Below are 17,647 nucleotides of genomic sequence, written 5' to 3'. Positions count from 1 at the left end.
GCCTACCCTAACCGGGCGTTTTCGACCGCCAGCGGGAGGGTTGCCACAACGCGGGCGGCGGAATGCAGGAGTCTCTCGACAGAGTCCTCCTCGCCGATGGAGATCCGCACGCCCTCCCCGGCGAAGACGCGGCCGATGATCCCGTCGTCTTCGAGCACCGCCGCGACCGCCGAGGTCTCGGCCCCGGCCGGGAACCAGACGAAGTTGCCGTGCGGCTCGGGGACGGTCCAGCCGGCCGCGGTGAGCCCCTCGAACACGCGGGTGCGACGCTCGACCAGCTCGTCGACTCCGGACAGCAGGTCGGCTTCGACGTCGAGCGCGGCGAGCGCGGCCCGTTGGGCGGGCTCCGTGAGGGAGAGAGGGATCATCGCGCTGCGCGCGGCATCGAGGATGTAGGACGCCCCCACCGCCCAGCCGACGCGGAGACCGGCGAGGCCGAACGCCTTCGAGAAGGTGCGGAGCACGACGAGGTTCGGGTGGTTCTGCAGCTCGACGAGTCCGCTGACCGCGTGCGGGTCGGTGACGAATTCGAGGTAGGCCTCGTCGAGGATGACGAGCACCGTCGGCGGCACCTTCGCCATGAACGCGGTGAACTGCGCCGTCGTGACGATCGTCGAGGTGGGGTTGTTCGGGGAGCAGACGATGACGACGCGGGTGCGGTCGGTGATCGCCGCCGCCATCGCGTCGAGGTCGTGGTGGCCGCCCGGGAGGTTCGGCACCTGCACGCTCGTGGCTCCGGCGACGATCGCCAGCAGCGGATACGCCTCGAACGACCGCCAGGCGTAGACGATCTCGTCGCCCGGCCCGGCGGCGGCCTGGAACAACTGGGCGAGGATCGACACGGATCCGGAGGCGGCGTGCACTTCGTCGATCGAGACGCCCGTGCGCTCGGCGAGACGCGCGCGCAGCACCGTCGCCGCGGCATCCGGGTAGCGGTTGAGGTTGGATTCGCCGATCGCCGCGAGGATCGCCGGATGCGTCGGGCCGGGGTTCTCGTTGCTGGAGAGCTTGAACGCCGACGCGTCCGCCGCGCGGCCCTGCCGGTAGGGCGGGAGGGCGGCGATCTCCGGGCGGAGGTTCACAGGCATGCGGTCCAGCCTAGAGTCGGGCCGCACGCACGCCGACACGGCCGCACGCCTGCTCCTGGCCTGGGGGGCCCGCGCGCGCCATGATGGGCGCATGGGTCGCCTCATCCTCCGTCTTCTGATCAACGCGCTCGCCCTCTGGCTGACGACGCTCATCCTGAGCCCGAACGTCTACGTGCAGCCCTACAACGACCCGGAGCCCGGCGTGAGCGTCGAGCTGGTCGTCACCTACCTCCTGGTCGCGCTCATCTTCGGTCTCGTCAACGGGATCATCGGCGGCATCATCCGGGTGGTCGCATTCCCGATCTACGTGCTGACGCTCGGTCTCATCTCGCTGATCGTGAACGGCCTGCTGTTCCTGCTCGTGGCCTGGATCAGCGGCCTGCTGGGCTTCGGCCTCCAGGTGCCGGGCGGATTCTGGTGGGGCGTGCTCGGCGCGATCGTGCTCGGCGTCATCAGCTGGCTGATCGGCATCCTCCTGCGGCCGTTCGTCAAGACGCAGTCGCGCAACCGGCGGTAGGCATCCCCGGTCAGCCCGTGCGCACCGACCGGTAGACCGTCTCGGTCGCCCGGCCACCGGGCTGGTCGAGGTACCCCGACGTGAAGTCGTCGAGCAGGCGCAGTTGTTCGCGCACCACCGCCGACTCGGCGGCGTCGATCGCGTCGGCGGTGCGGGTGTAGGCCGAGCGCTGGTGCGCCGGTGCGGGTTGCTCGTCGGGGATCTCGACGCCGTCACGGAACGCCTCGCGCTCGACCTGCAGCAGCGAATGGTCGAGCTGCGGTCCGGCGAGGGCGGGGATGAAGTCGTCGGTGTTGCGCACGGCCATGCCGACGAGGTCGGGCGGAAGCGGGATGTTGCCGGCGGGCGCCCCGAAGGTCGCAGCTCCGACGACGTTCCAGTGGCCCGAGCCGGCCACCATCGTCGCGACGAGTCCGCCCTGCGAGAAGCCGCTCACCACGACCTCGTCGTCGGGACGGATGCCGGCCTCGCGCATCGCCTGCTCGACGGCGCGGAACGCCCCCGCCTCCAGTCCCGCGACGCCGTGGATGTTGCTCGTCAGGTCGCGCGGTTCGGACTCGGCGAACGGGGAGAAGGTCTCGGTCGGCGCGACGTACACGACGTAGCGATCGGGCATCCCGTCGGCTTCGTACTTCTCGATGCGCACCTGGCTGGCTTCGGGGATGCGGTCGAGGTGCCCTCGCGCGCCGGACGGCGGCGCCGTGACCGGCTTCGTGGACTCCCGCTCGACCGTCACCGGCGTCTCGCGGAACATGCCGAAGAGCCCACCCACTCCGATGAGCGTGAGGGCCCCGGCCGCGACCCCGCCGTCCGGGCCGAGCTCGACGCCGGGAAGCGGGGCGAGGATCGGCGGCACCCCGACCGCGCCGAGCACCGCGTCGTCGATGCTCGTCGAGAGCAGCGACACGAAGCGGGTGAACTCGGGGCTGGTGATCAGCTCGGGGTGGTCGAGGAAGAACTGCTTGACGGTGTCGAGCCGACCGTCGCCGGTGTCGGGGATCGACGACCAGCCGTACAGGCCGACCGCGACGAGCAGGCCGGGGTTGAGCAGCACGAGGCGGGCGAGCAAGGTCACCGCGAACGAGCCGATGGTCGCGGCGATCAGCGCCGCGAGGTCGCGTTGCGCCCCCGCGAGCGCCGCCTCGTGAGCCGTGTAGTCGGCGGCCACGCGATCGAAGGCGTCGCGGGCCTGCTCGCAGCGGGCGCGGAGCGCGTCCAGTGGAGAGATGAGCGCGGACACCGGCCAGCCGGGGTGGATGGCGTCGGCGGCGACCACCCGGCGGCAGTCCTCGTGCAGTCCGCGCTCGAGGCTGCGCAGCCGGTCGGCCGAGGCGAGCAGGGCGTCGGTCGAGACCACGACGCTGCCCGGCGCCGTGACCCGCAGCTGGCCGCCGAGGTCGGGCCCGCGACGGGAGTCCAGCGGCGGGATCACGGCATCCCCGCGACGTGCACCCGGATGCGACGCACCTCGTCGTCGACCGCGGCGGCGGCTTCGCTCAGGCCGGCCCGGAGGTCCTCGAGGAACCGGGTGGCTTGCTCGGCCGCGGGTCCGCGCCAGTCGTCGGCGACGAGCTGTGGTGGGCCGGCGGCGGCCGCGGACAGATGCTCGACGACCGGCACGAGGAGGGCCAGCTGTCGCTCGAGCGCCACGCGCACCGCGGGATCACCGAAGTTGCTCATGACCCGATCGTCGCCAGCGGCCGGGCCGTCGGGCCGTCGCGGTGGCCGGCCTCCGCATCCCCGGGGCCACGGAGGGGCTGTGGAGGACGGGGCGAAAGCGGGATGATGGGCCCATGGCGCGAGTCCCCGCGGATCCGGGGCCGGTCTTCCGCATCTGCTTCGTCTGCACGGGCAACATCTGCCGGTCGCCGATGGCCGAGGCGGTCTTCCGGCGGCTCATCGCCGCGGGCGGATACGAGTCGCGGCTCGAGGTGAGCTCGGCGGCGACCGGCGACTGGCACGTCGGCGAGCGTGCCGACGCCCGCACCATCGCGGCCCTCGCGAGCCGCGGGTACGACGCCGCACGCCACCGCGCCCGCCAATTCGACGCCGCCTGGTTCGCGTCGCTCGACCTCGTCGTCGTCTTCGACCGTGGGCAGGAACGCACTCTGCGAGAATGGGCGGGCGACGAGTCCGCCGGCGCCAAGGTGCAGATGCTGCTGTCGTTCGACGAGTCGAGCGGCGGGGCGGAAGTGCCCGATCCCTACTACTCGGATCCCGCGCTCTTCGACTCCGTGCTCTCCACCATCGAACGCGCGAGCATCGCGCTGTTCCGCCAGCTAGAACCGGTCCTCCGACAGGGAGTCTCATGAGCCCGCTGCCCCCGCAACCGCTGAGCCCCCTCGACGGGCGGTATCGCGCCACCGTCGGTGACCTCGGCGAGCACCTCTCCGAGGCGGGGCTCAACCGGGCCCGGGTCCGCGTCGAGGTCGAGTGGTTGCTCTTCCTCACCGAGCGCGGGATGTTCGGCTCCGCCGCGCTGGACGCCGAGCAGGAGCGGGCGCTGCGGGCGTTCGCCGCCGAGTTCGGCGAGGCCGAGATCGCCCGGCTCGCCGAGCTGGAAGCCACCACTCGGCACGACGTGAAGGCCGTCGAGTACCTCGTGCGCGAGAAGCTCGCCGAACTCGGCCTGACCTCCGTCGCCGAGCTCGTGCACTTCGCCTGCACGAGCGAGGACGTCAACAACCTCTCCTACGCGCTCACGGTCCGCGCCGCGATCACCGGGGTGTGGCTGCCGAAGCTCCGGGATGTCGTGGGCGCCTTGCGCGCACTCGCGATCGCCGAGCGCGCCACCCCGCTCCTGGCCCGCACCCACGGTCAGCCGGCGACCCCGACGACCTTCGGCAAGGAGATCGCCGTCTTCGTGCACCGGCTCGAGCGGCAGATCACCCGCATCGAGGGCGTCGAGTACCTCGGCAAGTTCAGCGGGGCGACCGGAACGTTCTCGGCGCACGTCGCCGCCGACCCGGATGCCGACTGGCCCGCCCTCTCGCGCGAGTTCGTGACGTCGCTCGGCCTGGACTGGAACCCGCTCACGACGCAGATCGAGTCGCACGACTGGCAGGCCGAGCTGTACACGGCGATCGCGCACGCGGGCCGCATCCTGCACAACCTCTGCACCGACGTGTGGACCTACATCTCGATCGGCTACCTCACCCAGATCCCGCAGGCCGGCGCGACGGGATCCTCGACGATGCCGCATAAGGTCAACCCGATCCTGTTCGAGAACGCCGAAGCCAACCTCGAACTGTCGGCCGCGCTGCTGGACTCGCTGGCGTCGACGCTCGTGACCAGCCGGCTGCAGCGCGACCTGACCGACTCCACGACGCAGCGCAACATCGGGGTCGCCCTCGGGCACTCGCTGCTCGCGCTCGACAACATCCGCCGCGGTCTGGATGAGGTCGCGGTCGCGGGGGATGCCCTCGCCGCCGACCTCGACGGCAACTGGGAGGTGCTCGGCGAAGCGATCCAGACCGTCATCCGCGCCGAGGTGACCGCCGGCCGCTCCTCGATCGCCGACCCTTACGCGATGCTCAAGGAGCTGACCCGCGGCAAGCGCATCACCGGCGACGACCTGCGCACCTTCGTCGACGGCCTCGATATCGGCGCCGACGCCAAGGCGCGGCTGCTCGCGCTCACCCCGGGCACCTACACCGGGCTGGCCGACGAGCTGGTGGGAGCGCTCGACCCGGCCTAGTGGCCTGACGGTCGGTCGTCGTCGGCCGGGGTCTCGGGCTTCGAGATCGCCAACAGCAGGGTCGCGCAGACGACCACCGAGACGATGAACGCGGCCCCGAAGAACTCGATCGCGAGCAGCAGGTTGCGCGACGAGAACAGCACGCCGACGAATACGAAGCCGGCGAGCGCCGCCGCGAGACCCAGCACTTCCGCGGGGCGCGCGCGCTCCCGGAACGTCGGCCGTCGGCGACCGGGCTCGGTCACGAGGCCACGACCCGGTCGGTCGCACTCGAGCGCACCGCGCGATCGGTGCGGATCGTGATCGCCGAGATCACCTGCAGCACGCCGACCAGAATCGCCCACGCCCCGACGACGCCGATGAGGATCACCGACGAGGTCAGCGTTCCCGAGACGCCGCGTTCCCCGGAGAAGGCCTGGGTGAAGTCGGGTGGGAGCACGAACGCCACCACGCCGAGGGCGACGGTGAGCGCCCCGGTGATGATCCAGTCGCGCGACAGCGGTGCGAACGCCCGGCCCAGGATGCCGCTCGCACCTTCGAGCAGTCCCGTCACCACCGCCCACGCACCGACGAGGATCGCGAGAAACGCGACGCCCCCGTTCGGCACGGCGACGGCCAGGATGCCCGCGGCCCCGGTGGCGATCCCCTGGGCGAGGAACCCCGCACGCATCCGGCCCGCGTAGGCGGTGCGCAGCGACGCGACGACGAGCACGGCGCCGGAGAGCAGCGCGAACACCCCGAAGGTCACCAGTCCGAAGGCGGGAGAGTGGTCGAGGGTGAGGGTGATCGTGATCCCCAGCGTGAGTGCCAGGACTCCGCGTGCGAGTTGTGCGATCCAGGCGGCTACCACGCGGATCAGTCTACGTCCGGTGCTCCGCCGAGGTCGGCGGTGCCCGACAGGACGACGTCGGTGCGGCCGCCGACCCACACCGCGGAACCGTCGGCGTCCGTGCTGATCGTGACCCGTCCACGGCGTCCGAGCGCCGTCCCCTGACGGACGACGTAGGGCGCCGTCGCCCGGCCGGAGGCCAGCATCCACTGCGCCGCAGCCGCGTTGAGACTGCCGGTCACCGGATCCTCGACGAGGGTGCCGACGCCGTCCGAGAAGAACGCGCGCACCTCGAAGGCCTCGGCGGACCCGTCGGGGTGCGCCCCGATGACGCCGAGATCCCAGCGCCCGCGGTGCTCGTCGCCGGCCGCGCGCGCCGCGTCAGGACGCAGGGCGAGCACCGTGTCGGCGCCGTCGAGCAGGAGCCCGAGCCAGCCGGGCCCGTTGTCGAGCCATTCCGCGGCGACGACCGCGGCGGGATCCACACCGAGCACGGCGATCGCGCGGGCGAGCAGGCCCGGCTCGACCGCGCCGGAGCGCAGCAGCGGGGGCGCCTCGAACGCGAGCACGTCACCGGCAACGCGCACCGGGATGAGGCCCGCGCCGCACTCCTGCACCACGGTGCCCGGCGTGGCGGGCGTGCCCCCGGCATCCACCCAGGCGCGCGCGGTGCCGAGCGTCGGATGCCCGGCGAACGGCAGTTCGACGTCGAGCGAGAAGATGCGCACGCGGTAGTCGGCCTCCGGGGTCGTCGGCGGCAGGACGAAGGTGCACTCGGAGAGGTTCGTCCACCTCGAGAACCGCCGCATGTCGTCGTCGGACAGACCCGCGGCTTCCAGGACGACCGCCACGGGGTTGCCCGTGCCCGGCTCCTCGCCGAAGACATCGATTTGGCGGAACGGTCGCCGCATCGCTACGTGCGGGGCATGTCGGCGAACCGGGAGTACATCCCCTGGAACGCGACGGCGATGTCGTCGGTCGCGCCGTTGCGGTGCTTCGCCACGATGAGGTCCGCTTCGCCCGCGCGCGGGTGGTCGCGGTCGTAGGCCGCTTCGCGGTGCAGCAGGATCACGATGTCGGCGTCCTGCTCGAGCGAGCCCGACTCGCGCAGGTCGGAGAGCGCGGGCTTCTTGTCGGCGCGCTGCTCGGGACCACGGTTGAGCTGGGCGAGGGCGACGATCGGCACCTGGAGTTCCTTGGCGAGCAGCTTGAGCGCCCGCGAGAATTCGCTGACCTCCTGCTGCCGCGACTCGACCTTCTTGCCGGAGGTCATCAGTTGGAGGTAGTCGACGACGACCATCTTCAGCCCGACGCGCTGGCTGAGCTTGCGGCACTTCGCGCGGATCTCGACGAGCGTCATGTTCGGGCTGTCGTCGATGTAGAGCGGGGCGTCGCCGATGTCGCCGCGCACGCTCGCCAGCCGCGTCCAGTCGCGCTCGTCCATGTTGCCCTTGCGGAGGACGTGCATCGGGATGCCGGACTCGGCCGAGAGCAGCCGGGTCGCGATCTCGCTGCGGCCCATCTCGAGCGAGAAGAAGATCGTCGGCAGCTTGTGGTGCACGGCGGCGGTGCGCGCGAAGTCGAGGGCGAGCGTCGACTTGCCCATCGCGGGGCGGGCGCCGACGATGATCAACTGGCCGCCGTGCAGGCCGTTGGTGAGGGAGTCGAGCTCGCTGAAGCCGGTCGGGACGCCGGCGAGCTGGCCGTCGCGGCCGCGGGCGAGTTCGATCTCCTCGACCGCGTCGTGGATGGCGTCGACGAGCGGGATGTAGTCCTCGCTGTCGAGGCCCCCGGTGACACCGTAGATCTCGGCCTGCGCGTTGTTGACGAGATCGGTGACCTCGCCCTCGCTCGCGTAGCCCATCTGGACGATGCGCGTGCCGGCCTCGACGAGACGGCGGAGCACGGCCTTCTCGGCGACGATCGACGCGTAGTAGCCGGCGTTCGCCGCCGTCGGCACGAGGCCGGTGAGGGTGTGGAGGTATTCGGCGCCGCCGGCCCGTGGCAGCAGACCGGTCTTCGTCAGCTCGTCGGTGACGGCGATCACGTCGGTCGGCTCGCCGTGCGAGTAGAGGTTGAGGATCGCGTCGAACACGACCTCGTGCTTGGGCATGTAGAAGTCGAGCCCGCGCACGACCTCGGTGACGTCCGCGACGGCGTCGTTGCTGAGCATCATGCCGCCGAGGGCGCTCTGCTCGGCGAGGAGGTCGTGCGGCGGCGTGCGTTCGCCCTGCCAGCCCGCGCGCTCGCCGCCTGCCGGTTCGGCGAGTCCGAGATGGGCGATCGACATGAGAAAGGACCTCCAGCTGGTCACGATAGGCGGGCACGCCGACATCGCCGACAGACACCCCGAAGTCCGTCGGCTCGAGAAGTGCTGACCCCGCGCCGCGAGCGCTTGCCCACAGTAGGGAGACTGCACCCGGGGGGACAACCCGCCCTGTGGATGACGCTGTGGGGAATCGCCGGGAAACGCCGTGACGTGTGTGAAGAAGTTGTGGAATCAGCTGTGTGAAACTCCGGGATCTGCGCCGGTAAAGCGGCGATGACCTGGGGTTTTCGTTTCCACACCCTGTGTGTGGAAACAGGCTTGGACTGCTACTTGAGACTTCGCGCCTTGACAGGTCACCTGTGGACGGAAACGTGAGGATTTCGACGGGGTACGGCGCTGATGTCCCTCGTCCGGGGGACATGTTCACGCGCCGTTAACGACGGAAGGCGCACCCCCTGCGGGGTGCGCCTTCCGGGTGAGGGGCTACTTCGCGGCGACCACGTCGAGCGTCAGCGCGGCGAGCACGTCGGTGCGCAGACGCACGGTGGCGTCGTGGCGGCCGAGGCTCTTGATCGGAGCGGAGAGCTCGATCGAGCGCTTGTCGACGTCGCCGAGGCCGGCGGCCTTGACCGCGTCCGCGACATCCGACGTCTTGACCGAGCCGAACAGGCGACCTTCGCGACCCGACTTGACGACGAGCTTCACGGTGGCGCCCTCGAGCTTGGCCTTCAGTGCCTGAGCCTCTTCGAGGGTGGCGAGCTCCTTCGCGGCGCGGGACGCCTTGATCGAGTCGACCTGCTTCTCGGCGCCCTTGGACCAGGCGATCGCGAAGCCCTGCGGGATGAGGTAGTTGCGGGCGTAGCCGTTCTTGACGTCGACGACGTCACCGGCGGAGCCGAGGCCGGAGACCTCGGAGGTGAGGATGAGCTTCGACATGGCCTATCGCCCCGATCCCGCGTAGGGGAGGAGGGCCATCTCACGCGCGTTCTTGACCGCGCGCGCGATGAGCCGCTGCTCCTGCACCGACACGCCGGTGATGCGCCGGGCGCGGATCTTTCCACGCTCGGAGATGAACTTGCGAAGCGTCGCGACGTCCTTGTAGTCGATGACGCCGACGCGGATGCTCTTCGCGGGAGCGGCGTTCTTGCCACCCTTCGGCGCGCGCTTGCGGCGGTCGCCGCTGCTGCTGCTGCTCTTGCCAGCCATTGCTGTCTTCCTTTTCGGTTTCTACGTTCTCAGGAGCCGGGGCTCAGAACGGGGTCTCGTCGTTGTAGTTGCCGGGGGTGTTCCAGACGTCGTCGCCGCCGCCGGACGCGGGCGCGCTCGCGGCCCACGGCTCCTCGGCACCGCCGGACACCTGGCCGCGGCCTCCGCCGCTGTTCCCGCCGCCACTGCTGCCACCCGAGGCACGGGTGACCTGCGCGGTCGCGTAGCGCAGCGAGGGGCCGATCTCGTCGACCTCCAGCTCGATCGCGGTGCGCTTGTTGCCGTCGCGGTCGTCGTAGTTGCGCTGCTTCAGGCGGCCGGTCGCGATGACGCGGCTGCCCTTGGTCAGCGAACCGGCGACGTGCTCGGCGAACTCACGCCAGCACGAGGCCCGCAGGAAGAGGGCGTCGCCGTCCTTCCAGTCGTTCGCCTGACGGTCGAACGTGCGCGGGGTCGACGCGATGGTGAAGTTGGCGACGGCCAGCCCGCCCTGCGTGTAGCGCAGTTCGGGGTCGGCGGTGAGGTTGCCCACCACGGTGATGATCGTCTCGCCGGCCATGGCTCAGTCCTTGTCAGACGCCGTCGCGGCGGCATCCGCCGGGGCCGCGTCGGCGACAGGGGCGGCGGGCGCCTCCTCGGCCTTCGGGGCGGCGGGCTTCTTGGCGATCGCGGCAGCCTTGCGCTCGGCCTTGGCGGCCTCTTCGACGGCGTGCGCGGCCACGCGGGCCACGGCCTCCTCGGCGCGCAGCACCTTGGTGCGCAGCACGGCCTCGGACAGCTTCAGCTGGCGGTCGAGTTCGACGGTGGCGTCCGAGGTCGCGGTGAAGGTGACGACGGCGTAGATGCCCTCGGCCTTCTTCTTGATCTCGTAGGCCAGGCGGCGACGGCCCCAGATGTCCACGTTCTCGATCGTGCCGCCGTCGTTGCGGATCACGTTGAGGAACTTGTCCAGGCTGGGTGCGACGGTGCGCTCATCGATCTCGGGATCGAGGATCACCATCAGCTCATACTGGTGCGTCATTAACCCACCTCCTCTGGTCTCAGCGGCCGTAGTCGTTCTACGGCAGGAGGGTTGTGACGTGTGCCCGCCCGGATTCGAGGAACCGGAAGGCGGACAACCTGTCGATCATAGGTCAGCCGCGGGCCGACCACCAGCTCCGGAGTCGGCGCTCGGCCTCGTCGGCTCCGAGCGGACCTTCATCCAGGCGCGCCTCCATCAGGAACCGGTAGGCCTCGCCGACCTCGCGGCCGGGCGAGAGACCGAGGATGCTCATGATCTGCTCGCCGTCGAGGTCGGGTCGCAAGGCCGCGAGCTCCTCCTCCTCGGCGAGCGCCGCGATCCGGGACTCGAGGTCGTCGTAGGCGTGGGCCAGGCGGTCGGCCTTGCGCTTGTTGCGGGTCGTCACGTCGGCCCGCGACAGGATGTGCAGCCGTTCCAACTGGTCGCCGGCGTCGCGCACGTAGCGACGGACCGCCGCATCGGTCCAGGCGCCCTCGGCGTAGCCGAAGAAGCGCAGGTGCAGGCGGATGAGGTCGGCGACCGCCTCGATCGTCGCCTTGTCGAAGCGGAGGGCCTTCAACCGCTTCGTCGCCAGCCGCGCGCCGAGGACGTCGTGGTGATGGAAGGTCACCCCGCCGTCCGGCTCGATCACGCGGGTCGCGGGCTTTCCGATGTCGTGCAGCAGCACCGCGAGCCGCAGCACGAGATCGGGCTCGTGTCCCCGTTCGCGCTCGAGCTCGAGAGCGCGGTCGAGGGCGGTCAGGCTGTGCTCGTAGACATCCTTGTGGCGCGCGTGCTCGTCGATCTCGAGCCGCAGAGCCGGCACCTCCGGCAGCACCTGATCGGCGAGTCCGATGTCGACAAGAACGCGGATGCCCGCCGAGGGCTCGCGCGCCAGGAGCAGCTTCGCCAGCTCCTGCTGCACGCGTTCGGCCGCGACGATCTCCAGCGACGGCGCCATGCGCCGGGCCGCGTCGGCGGCCTCGGGCGCGAGGTCGAACCCGAGTTGCGCCCGGAACCGCGCGCCGCGCAGCATCCGCAGCGGGTCGTCGCCGAACGAGATCTCCGGAGCACCGGGGGTGCGCAGCCGTCCCGCGAGCAGATCGTCGAAGCCGCCCGTCGGGTCGACGAGCACCATCGCCGGCACGCGGAGCGCCATCGCGTTCACGGTGAAGTCCCGGCGGGTGAGATCGGCTTCGAGGCTGTCACCGAACTGCACCTCGGGCTTGCGCGTCGTGCCGTCGTACGCGTCGCTGCGGTAGGTCGTGATCTCGCAGAGGTAGCCGCCCAGGCGCACGCCGATCGTGCCGAATCGGCGACCGGTGTCCCACAGCGTCTTGCCCAGCGGCCTCAGCACCGCCTCGGTCTGCTCGGGGGTGGCGTCGGTCGTGAAGTCGAGGTCGATGTCGTCGCCGCCGAGGCCGCGGCCGAGGAAGGCGTCCCGCACCGTCCCGCCGACGAGCGCGAGCTCGTGCCCCGCGTCGGCGAAGAGCCGTGCGAGCTCCGCCACCGCGGGCCGGGCGCTCAGTTCGCGCAAGCGCTCCATCGCCTCCGCGACACTGTCCATCCCCCCATTGTCCCCGGCGCGGCAGAGGATGACGCGACTCGGCGGCCCGCAGACGCTTAAGCTCGGGGTCATGTCGGCCGCGCGAGAGCAGGGACGCGCCCTGCCCGCGCGTCACCGCGCGGCAGCCGCGGCCCTCGCGTTCGCCGTCGTTCTGGCCCCCGCGATCATCTCCGGCCCGGCCCTCGCCGCACCGCGGGCCGTGTCCGCCCCGATCGAGATCAGCGTGGTGGTTCCGATCACGCTCCGCGCCGGAGACGACGGGATGCTCGGCGCCGAGACGCTCGAGACCGCCACCTCCCCGTCGGGAACCCTCACCCGGGAACTCGACGAGCTGCTGGCGACCTCGGCGACGATCGCGCTCGATCCGATGATCCTCGCCTCGATCCGGGTGCTGGGCTCGACGGCTCCGCCCACCGCACTCGCCTGGCTCGACCGGCTCGCCGCGGCGCCGAACGAGGTCTTCCTGCTCGGCTACGCCGACGCCGACCTGACGGCGCTGGCCCGGAACGGGTCGCTCGACCTCGCGACCGCCCTCGACTTCGGGTTCGCCATCGACCCGGCGAACTTCGGACCGGAGCTGACCGCGACCCCGACGCCGACCCCGACGCCGACCCCGACCGAGACCGCCGACGCGGGTGCCGGGGACCCGCCACCGCTCCCGAGCACCGAGGAGCTGCTCGCCTGGCCCGCCGCGCTCCCCGCGATCGCCTGGCCGGCCTCCGGTTCCGCCGCGGCGGCCGACCTCGCCGCCTACGATGCCGCCGGCTACGAGGCGGTTCTGCTGAACTCCGGCAACCTCTCCGAGACGGGCGGCGCCCTCGCCGATCTCGGCGAGATTCGGGGGCTCGTCGCCGACTCCGCCGCCTCCGAGCTGCTGCGCGAGGCGAGCACCTCGATCGACGACGCGACGCGGGAGCAGGCGCTCACCCGCCTGGGCGCGGCGCTCGACGGACTCGGGGCCGCTCATCCGGGTCGCTCCGTCGTGCTCACCCTCGACCGGCTGTCGACGTTCAAGTTCTACGGACTCGACGAGGCGTTCGGTGCGATCGAGGCCCGCGAGACGACGCGGATGGTCGGGCTCTCCGACGTGCTGTCGGGCCCCGCCGACCCGGCGTCCGTGGTCGACGGCGCCGCAGGCGCACACGTGCTGGCTACCCCGGGCCTCACCGCCGTGCTGCAGGCGGAGGACCTGTTCGCCAGCATCCTGAGCGATCCTCTGCTCCTCACCGCTCCTCGGCGCCTGCAGCTGCTGGCGCTCCTGAGCGTGCAGGAGGTCGCCGATCCGGAATGGCAGGCGCAGGCCGACGTGTTCCTCGAGCGGTCCGCCGAAATCCTGGGGTCGGTGGAGATCGTCGACACGGGCAGCCTGTTCGTCGCGAGCACCAGCACCTCGATCCCGATCCGCATCGCGAATGCGCTCGACTTCGCCGTCACCGTGCGACTGGATGCCCGCCCGTTGCGTCCGCTGCTGCAGATCGACAGCCCGGCCGAGGTGACGATCGAACCGGGATCGTCGAAGACGGTCCGCCTCGATGCGCAGGCGATCACCAACGGCCGCGTGGTGGTCGACGTGAGCCTCTCGAGCCCCTCGACCGGCACCCCGATCGGGCAGTCCCGGCGCTTCGACGCCGACTTGCAGGCGCAGTGGGAGACGGTCGGACTCATCGTCTTCGCCGTCCTGGCGATCGTCTTCGCCGTCGGGATCGTCCGCAACGTCGTCGTGCGCCGCCGCCGGGCCGTCGCCGAGCGGGCGGCCACCGAGCCGGGCGGATCGCAGGAGACCGAGTGAGCGCGACCGTCGGACGCGCGAGTGCCGCTCTCGCGTCCGGCACGATCCTGTCGCGCCTCCTCGGCTTCGCCAACGCGGCGGTGCTCGCCGCCGTGATCGGCGTCACCCAGCCGGGACCGAACGCCTTCGCCCTCGCCAATCAACTGCCGACCTACATCTACGCCATCGTCGCCGGGGGCCTGCTGCAGGCGGTGCTCGTGCCGCACATCGTCAAGGCGGCCACGCAGGCCGACGGCGGGCAGGCGTTCGTCAACCGGCTGGTGACCCTCGGCGTCGCCGCCTTCCTGGTCACGACGATCGCCGCCACCTTCGCGGCGCCGCTGATCGTGCGGCTCTACGCCCTGGCCAGCCGAGAAGGAGCCCTGGCCGGAGGCGGCCTCGAGCTGGCGGTGTCGCTGGCCTACTGGTGCCTCCCTCAGATCTTCTTCTACGCCGTCTACGCCCTCGTCGGCGAGGTGCTCAATGCCCGCGGCATCTACGGACCGGCGGCGTGGGCTCCGGCCCTCAACAACGTCGTGATGATCGGAACCCTCGCGCTGTTCGCCGCGCTGTACGGCGTCGTGCCGGCGCACGACGCGGCAGCGGAGTGGAGTCCGGACCGCATCGCGGTGCTCGGGGGCGGCGCGACGCTCGGCGTGGCGCTCCAGGCGATCCTGCTGCTGTTCTTCTGGCGTCGGACCGGCCTGCGGTTCCGACCCGACTTCCGCTGGCGAGGGGCCGGGCTGGGAGCCCCCGCGCGGGCGGCCGGCTGGGTCGTCGGCATGGTGCTCGTCGTGCAGCTCACCAACCTGGTGCAGACCAACGTCGCCTCGACCGCCAACCCCGACGATGCCTCGCTCGCCGTGCTCCGGGTCACCTGGCTGATCTTCATGCTGTCGCACTCGATCATCGCGATCTCGATCGCGACGCCCTACTTCACCCGGATGGCCGCAGCCGTGCGGGATGCCGACATCCCGGCCCTGCGCGCGGACCTCTCCGCGTCGCTGCGGGCGATCGGGATGCTGGTGGCCGGAGCCGGTGCCGCGCTCGCGGCGGCAGCGGTGCCGTTCGCGCGGTTCTTCGCCGACGGCGACGAGGAGGCGCGGGTGATCGCGATCGTGCTCCTCGGCTTCCTCGTCGGTCTGGTGCCGTTCAGCAGCCTCTACGTCGTGCAGCGCGCGTTCTACGCCCTCGGCGACACCCGCACCCCGTTCCTGCTCCAGGTCGTGCAGGCCGCACTCTTCATCGCCGGCACGCTCGCCCTCCTCGCCGCGCCGTCGGCATGGATCGCGGCGGGCATCGGCCTGGTCACCTCCCTCTCCGTCATCGTGCAGGCCCTCGCCGGCGCCGTCATCCTCCGTCGGCGGCTCGGCGGCGGAGGGCGTCGCATCGTGCGGCGCTTCGGGATCTTCGCCCTCGCGACGATCCCCGCGGCCGCAGCGGCGGTCGGCGTGCTGGCCCTGCTCGGCGGGTTCGCCCCGGGCGGGTTCGCGACCGCGGGACGTCTGGAGGGGATCGTCACGACGGCGGCGGTCGGCGTGGTCGGCATCCTCGTCTTCCTTCTCGTGCTCGCCGTGACGCGCGCGCCGGAGCTGCGCGGCACCGTGTCTTTCATCAGACGAAACTGAACGGCAACCGGTTCAGAAATAACGGATACCTAGGATGTGTTGCACCAGGTGGATGTGAGCGCGAGCTCCGGAAAGCAGGCTTCGCCATGCGTCAGATCGTGATCATCGGCTCAGGACCGGCGGGGTACACCGCCGCGATCTACGCCGCGCGCGCGAACCTCAAGCCCCTCGTGATCGCCTCGAGCGTGGAGTTCGGCGGCGAGCTGATGAAGACCACCGAGGTCGAGAACTTCCCGGGCTTCCCCGACGGCATCATGGGTCCCGACCTGATGATGAAGATGCAGGCGCAGGCCGAGCGGTTCGGCGCCGAGATCGTCTACGACGACGTGACGAAGGTCGAACTCGCCGGCGACGTCAAGAAGATCCACCTCGGCGACGGCACCGTGGTCGAGGCCCTCGCCGTCATCTACGCGACGGGCTCGGAGTACCGCAAGCTCGGGCTCGCCGACGAGACCCGGCTCTCCGGCTACGGCGTCTCGTGGTGCGCCACCTGCGACGGGGCGTTCTTCAAGCAGAAGAAGGTCGCGGTCATCGGCGGCGGTGACTCCGCCCTCGAGGAGGCGACCTTCCTCACTCGGTTCGCCGACACCGTCTACCTCGTGCACCGCCGGGATGCCTTCCGCGCCTCGGTCGCGATGCAGGAGCGCGCGTTCGCCGATCCCAAGATCCAGGTGCTCTGGAACCAGGAGGTCGCGCACGTCTACGGCGACGAGAAGGTCACCGGCATCGGCATCGTCGACACCGAGACCGGCACCGAGACCACGCTCGACGTGCAGGGCATGTTCGTCGCGATCGGCTCCGACCCGCGCACCCACCTCATCCACGGCCAGCTCGACCTCACCGAGGCCGGCACGATCGCCGTCGAGGGCCGATCGTCGCGCACCAACATCCCCGGCGTCTTCGCGGCCGGCGACGTCGTCGACCCGACCTACAAGCAGGCGATCACCGCGGCGGGTTCGGGCACGGTCGCGGCGCTCGACGCGGAGCACTACCTCGCCGACCTGCCGAACGACCTCCTCGTGGCGGCCGGCGGCGACCCGCGCGAGCCCGCTGCGCCGGTGCCGGACCCCGCGATCATCTCCGCCTGACCCGGAATGACCGACCGCGCCCCGCGGTTGGCATCAGCAGACCTGAAGAAGGAAGAAGGAAACAGATGTCCAGCGCCAGGGATGTGACCGACGCCTCGTTCGAGGCCGACGTCCTCAAGTCCGACAAGCCGATCATGGTCGACTTCTGGGCGGAGTGGTGCGGCCCGTGTCGCGCCGTGTCGCCCATCCTCGACAAGATCGCCGAGGAGAACGCCGACAAGCTCGACATCGTCAAGCTCAACGTCGACGACAACCCGGCCACCGCCGAGAAGTACGGCATCACCTCGATCCCGGCGATGTACGTCTTCAAGAACGGCGAGGTCGTCAAGCGCGTCATCGGCGCCAAGCCGAAGCCGGCGCTCGAGGCCGACCTCGCGGAGTTCCTCGCGTAACAGGCCTCTGACCAGGCTTTTTCGGATGCCCCCTTCCGCCCGGGAGGGGGCATCTGGCGTTCTCCGGGGGGCGCGAGTCGGCGAAGTTGTCACACCCACTCGCTAGATTGCGGGTGTGGAGAGCCCGGTCACCCTCATCGTTGGCATCATCGCGGCGGCTGCCGCCATTGGCAGCGCCATTATCGGGGCGCCTCGTCTATATCGCGATCCGCTGAACCCGATCTCCAAGATGGTTGAAATACACAACGCTCTGCCGCCGGGGAAAGCGCGGAGCTCGCTCATGCTTCGCATCGAAGAGCAGGTCGACGACCTTGCGCTTCGTTCGACTGCTCGGCGGCACGTACCCGGCATCGTGCTTTCAGTCCTTCTGGCCGTCATTACGGTCTCGACCGCGTGGCTCGTCTTGACGTGGGGTGGATGGTGGTGGCTGGCAAGCCCGGTCCCTGTAGCTGCCCTCGTACTCTCGATCACGGGGTTCGCTATCTATTCGGCGAAGGTTCCCAGGGATTCACGCGGCGTCGCCATCAAGAAGTAGTCGCGGGCCAGTCAGTCAGTTCTGGCCCGTTCCCCGTCCGGGGGACGGGTCCCGCCGGGGATC

19 protein-coding genes and 1 pseudogene are annotated in these 17,647 nt (G+C 70.8%); 8 read left to right on the top strand and 12 right to left on the bottom strand.

All coding sequences use genetic code 11. From position 1 onward, the window contains the following. Positions 1-2: 2 nt before the first annotated feature. Positions 3-1,088 carry a histidinol-phosphate transaminase gene (locus ACILQS_RS01040; RefSeq protein WP_395638236.1) on the bottom strand — a complete coding sequence of 362 codons (1,086 nt, stop codon included), beginning with the start codon at positions 1,086-1,088 and terminating at the stop codon, positions 3-5. 91 nt (positions 1,089-1,179) lie between these two features. On the opposite strand from ACILQS_RS01040, the gene ACILQS_RS01035 reads away from it, so the two are divergent. Further along, positions 1,180-1,605: a phage holin family protein gene (locus ACILQS_RS01035; protein ID WP_395638274.1), complete on the top strand. Its 426-nt coding sequence runs from the start codon at positions 1,180-1,182 to the stop codon at positions 1,603-1,605. Between the two features lie 10 nt (positions 1,606-1,615). Here ACILQS_RS01035 and ACILQS_RS01030 read toward each other — a convergent pair whose 3' ends face one another. After that, positions 1,616-3,037 (bottom strand): hypothetical protein, encoded by a 1,422-nt coding sequence (locus ACILQS_RS01030; protein WP_395638235.1) that lies wholly within the window; start codon positions 3,035-3,037, stop codon positions 1,616-1,618. Then, entirely contained in the window at positions 3,034-3,285 is a 252-nt protein-coding gene (locus ACILQS_RS01025) for a hypothetical protein (RefSeq protein WP_395638234.1), read from the bottom strand. The genes ACILQS_RS01030 and ACILQS_RS01025 overlap by 4 nt, the downstream gene beginning before the upstream one ends. Before the next feature lie 113 nt (positions 3,286-3,398). Here ACILQS_RS01025 and ACILQS_RS01020 point away from each other — a divergent pair, with 113 nt between their 5' ends. Then, a complete protein-coding gene (locus ACILQS_RS01020; protein ID WP_395638233.1) occupies positions 3,399-3,917 on the top strand; it encodes a low molecular weight protein-tyrosine-phosphatase in 519 nt (172 codons plus the stop codon). Continuing rightward, a complete protein-coding gene (gene purB / locus ACILQS_RS01015) occupies positions 3,914-5,302 on the top strand; it encodes an adenylosuccinate lyase (protein WP_395638232.1) in 1,389 nt (462 codons plus the stop codon). The genes ACILQS_RS01020 and purB overlap by 4 nt, the downstream gene beginning before the upstream one ends. Here the strand turns inward: purB and ACILQS_RS01010 are convergent. The 9 genes and pseudogenes from ACILQS_RS01010 to ACILQS_RS00970 all read right to left on the bottom strand — a co-directional run bounded on the left by ACILQS_RS01010 (position 5,299) and on the right by ACILQS_RS00970 (position 12,173). Next, entirely contained in the window at positions 5,299-5,547 is a 249-nt protein-coding gene (locus ACILQS_RS01010; protein ID WP_395638231.1) for a hypothetical protein, read from the bottom strand. The genes purB and ACILQS_RS01010 overlap by 4 nt on opposite strands. Continuing rightward, positions 5,544-6,152: a DUF308 domain-containing protein gene (locus ACILQS_RS01005; RefSeq protein WP_395638230.1), complete on the bottom strand. Its 609-nt coding sequence runs from the start codon at positions 6,150-6,152 to the stop codon at positions 5,544-5,546. Before ACILQS_RS01005 ends, ACILQS_RS01010 begins: the two co-directional genes overlap by 4 nt. Before the next feature lie 5 nt (positions 6,153-6,157). Further along, complete coding sequence (locus tag ACILQS_RS01000) at positions 6,158-7,042, bottom strand: PhzF family phenazine biosynthesis protein (protein ID WP_395638229.1); 885 nt, start codon at positions 7,040-7,042, stop codon at positions 6,158-6,160. 2 nt (positions 7,043-7,044) lie between these two features. Next, positions 7,045-8,421, bottom strand: a complete 1,377-nt coding sequence (gene dnaB, locus ACILQS_RS00995; RefSeq protein WP_395638228.1) for a replicative DNA helicase — start codon at positions 8,419-8,421, stop codon at positions 7,045-7,047. A 462-nt stretch (positions 8,422-8,883) separates the two neighbouring features. Then, the gene (gene rplI, locus ACILQS_RS00990; RefSeq protein WP_395638227.1) at positions 8,884-9,336 is read right to left on the bottom strand and encodes a 50S ribosomal protein L9; all 453 of its coding nucleotides are present in this window, start codon (positions 9,334-9,336) and stop codon (positions 8,884-8,886) included. Positions 9,337-9,339: 3 nt separating this feature from the next. Further along, positions 9,340-9,606, bottom strand: coding sequence for a 30S ribosomal protein S18 (gene rpsR / locus ACILQS_RS00985; protein WP_395638226.1), 267 nt, complete (start codon positions 9,604-9,606; stop codon positions 9,340-9,342). 43 nt (positions 9,607-9,649) lie between these two features. Further along, positions 9,650-10,165, bottom strand: a complete 516-nt coding sequence (locus ACILQS_RS00980; RefSeq protein WP_395638225.1) for a single-stranded DNA-binding protein — start codon at positions 10,163-10,165, stop codon at positions 9,650-9,652. 99 nt (positions 10,166-10,264) lie between these two features. Continuing rightward, positions 10,265-10,627: pseudogene (rpsF, locus tag ACILQS_RS00975) on the bottom strand (30S ribosomal protein S6); the annotation flags it as partial. Positions 10,628-10,739: 112 nt separating this feature from the next. After that, on the bottom strand, positions 10,740-12,173 hold the full coding sequence (locus ACILQS_RS00970) for a CCA tRNA nucleotidyltransferase (RefSeq protein WP_395638224.1): 1,434 nt from the start codon (positions 12,171-12,173) through the stop codon (positions 10,740-10,742). Positions 12,174-12,243: 70 nt separating this feature from the next. Between ACILQS_RS00970 and ACILQS_RS00965 the strand changes: the two genes are divergently transcribed. From ACILQS_RS00965 to ACILQS_RS00945, 5 genes are all read left to right on the top strand, one after another. Further along, positions 12,244-13,962 (top strand): DUF6049 family protein, encoded by a 1,719-nt coding sequence (locus ACILQS_RS00965; RefSeq protein ID WP_395638223.1) that lies wholly within the window; start codon positions 12,244-12,246, stop codon positions 13,960-13,962. Next, complete coding sequence (gene murJ / locus ACILQS_RS00960) at positions 13,959-15,569, top strand: murein biosynthesis integral membrane protein MurJ (RefSeq protein WP_395638222.1); 1,611 nt, start codon at positions 13,959-13,961, stop codon at positions 15,567-15,569. Before ACILQS_RS00965 ends, murJ begins: the two co-directional genes overlap by 4 nt. Positions 15,570-15,655: 86 nt before the next feature. After that, positions 15,656-16,657: a thioredoxin-disulfide reductase gene (trxB, locus tag ACILQS_RS00955; protein WP_395638221.1), complete on the top strand. Its 1,002-nt coding sequence runs from the start codon at positions 15,656-15,658 to the stop codon at positions 16,655-16,657. 65 nt (positions 16,658-16,722) lie between these two features. Further along, the gene (gene trxA / locus ACILQS_RS00950; protein WP_395638220.1) at positions 16,723-17,049 is read left to right on the top strand and encodes a thioredoxin; all 327 of its coding nucleotides are present in this window, start codon (positions 16,723-16,725) and stop codon (positions 17,047-17,049) included. 115 nt (positions 17,050-17,164) lie between these two features. Next, positions 17,165-17,584, top strand: a complete 420-nt coding sequence (locus ACILQS_RS00945) for a hypothetical protein (RefSeq protein ID WP_395638219.1) — start codon at positions 17,165-17,167, stop codon at positions 17,582-17,584. Positions 17,585-17,647 lie beyond the last annotated feature (63 nt).

Origin of the sequence: Pseudolysinimonas sp., from assembly GCF_044239695.1 — a bacterium.
Taxonomy (GTDB): Bacteria; Actinomycetota; Actinomycetes; order Actinomycetales; family Microbacteriaceae; genus Pseudolysinimonas_A.
This window is presented reverse-complemented; position numbering and strand designations above follow the sequence as displayed.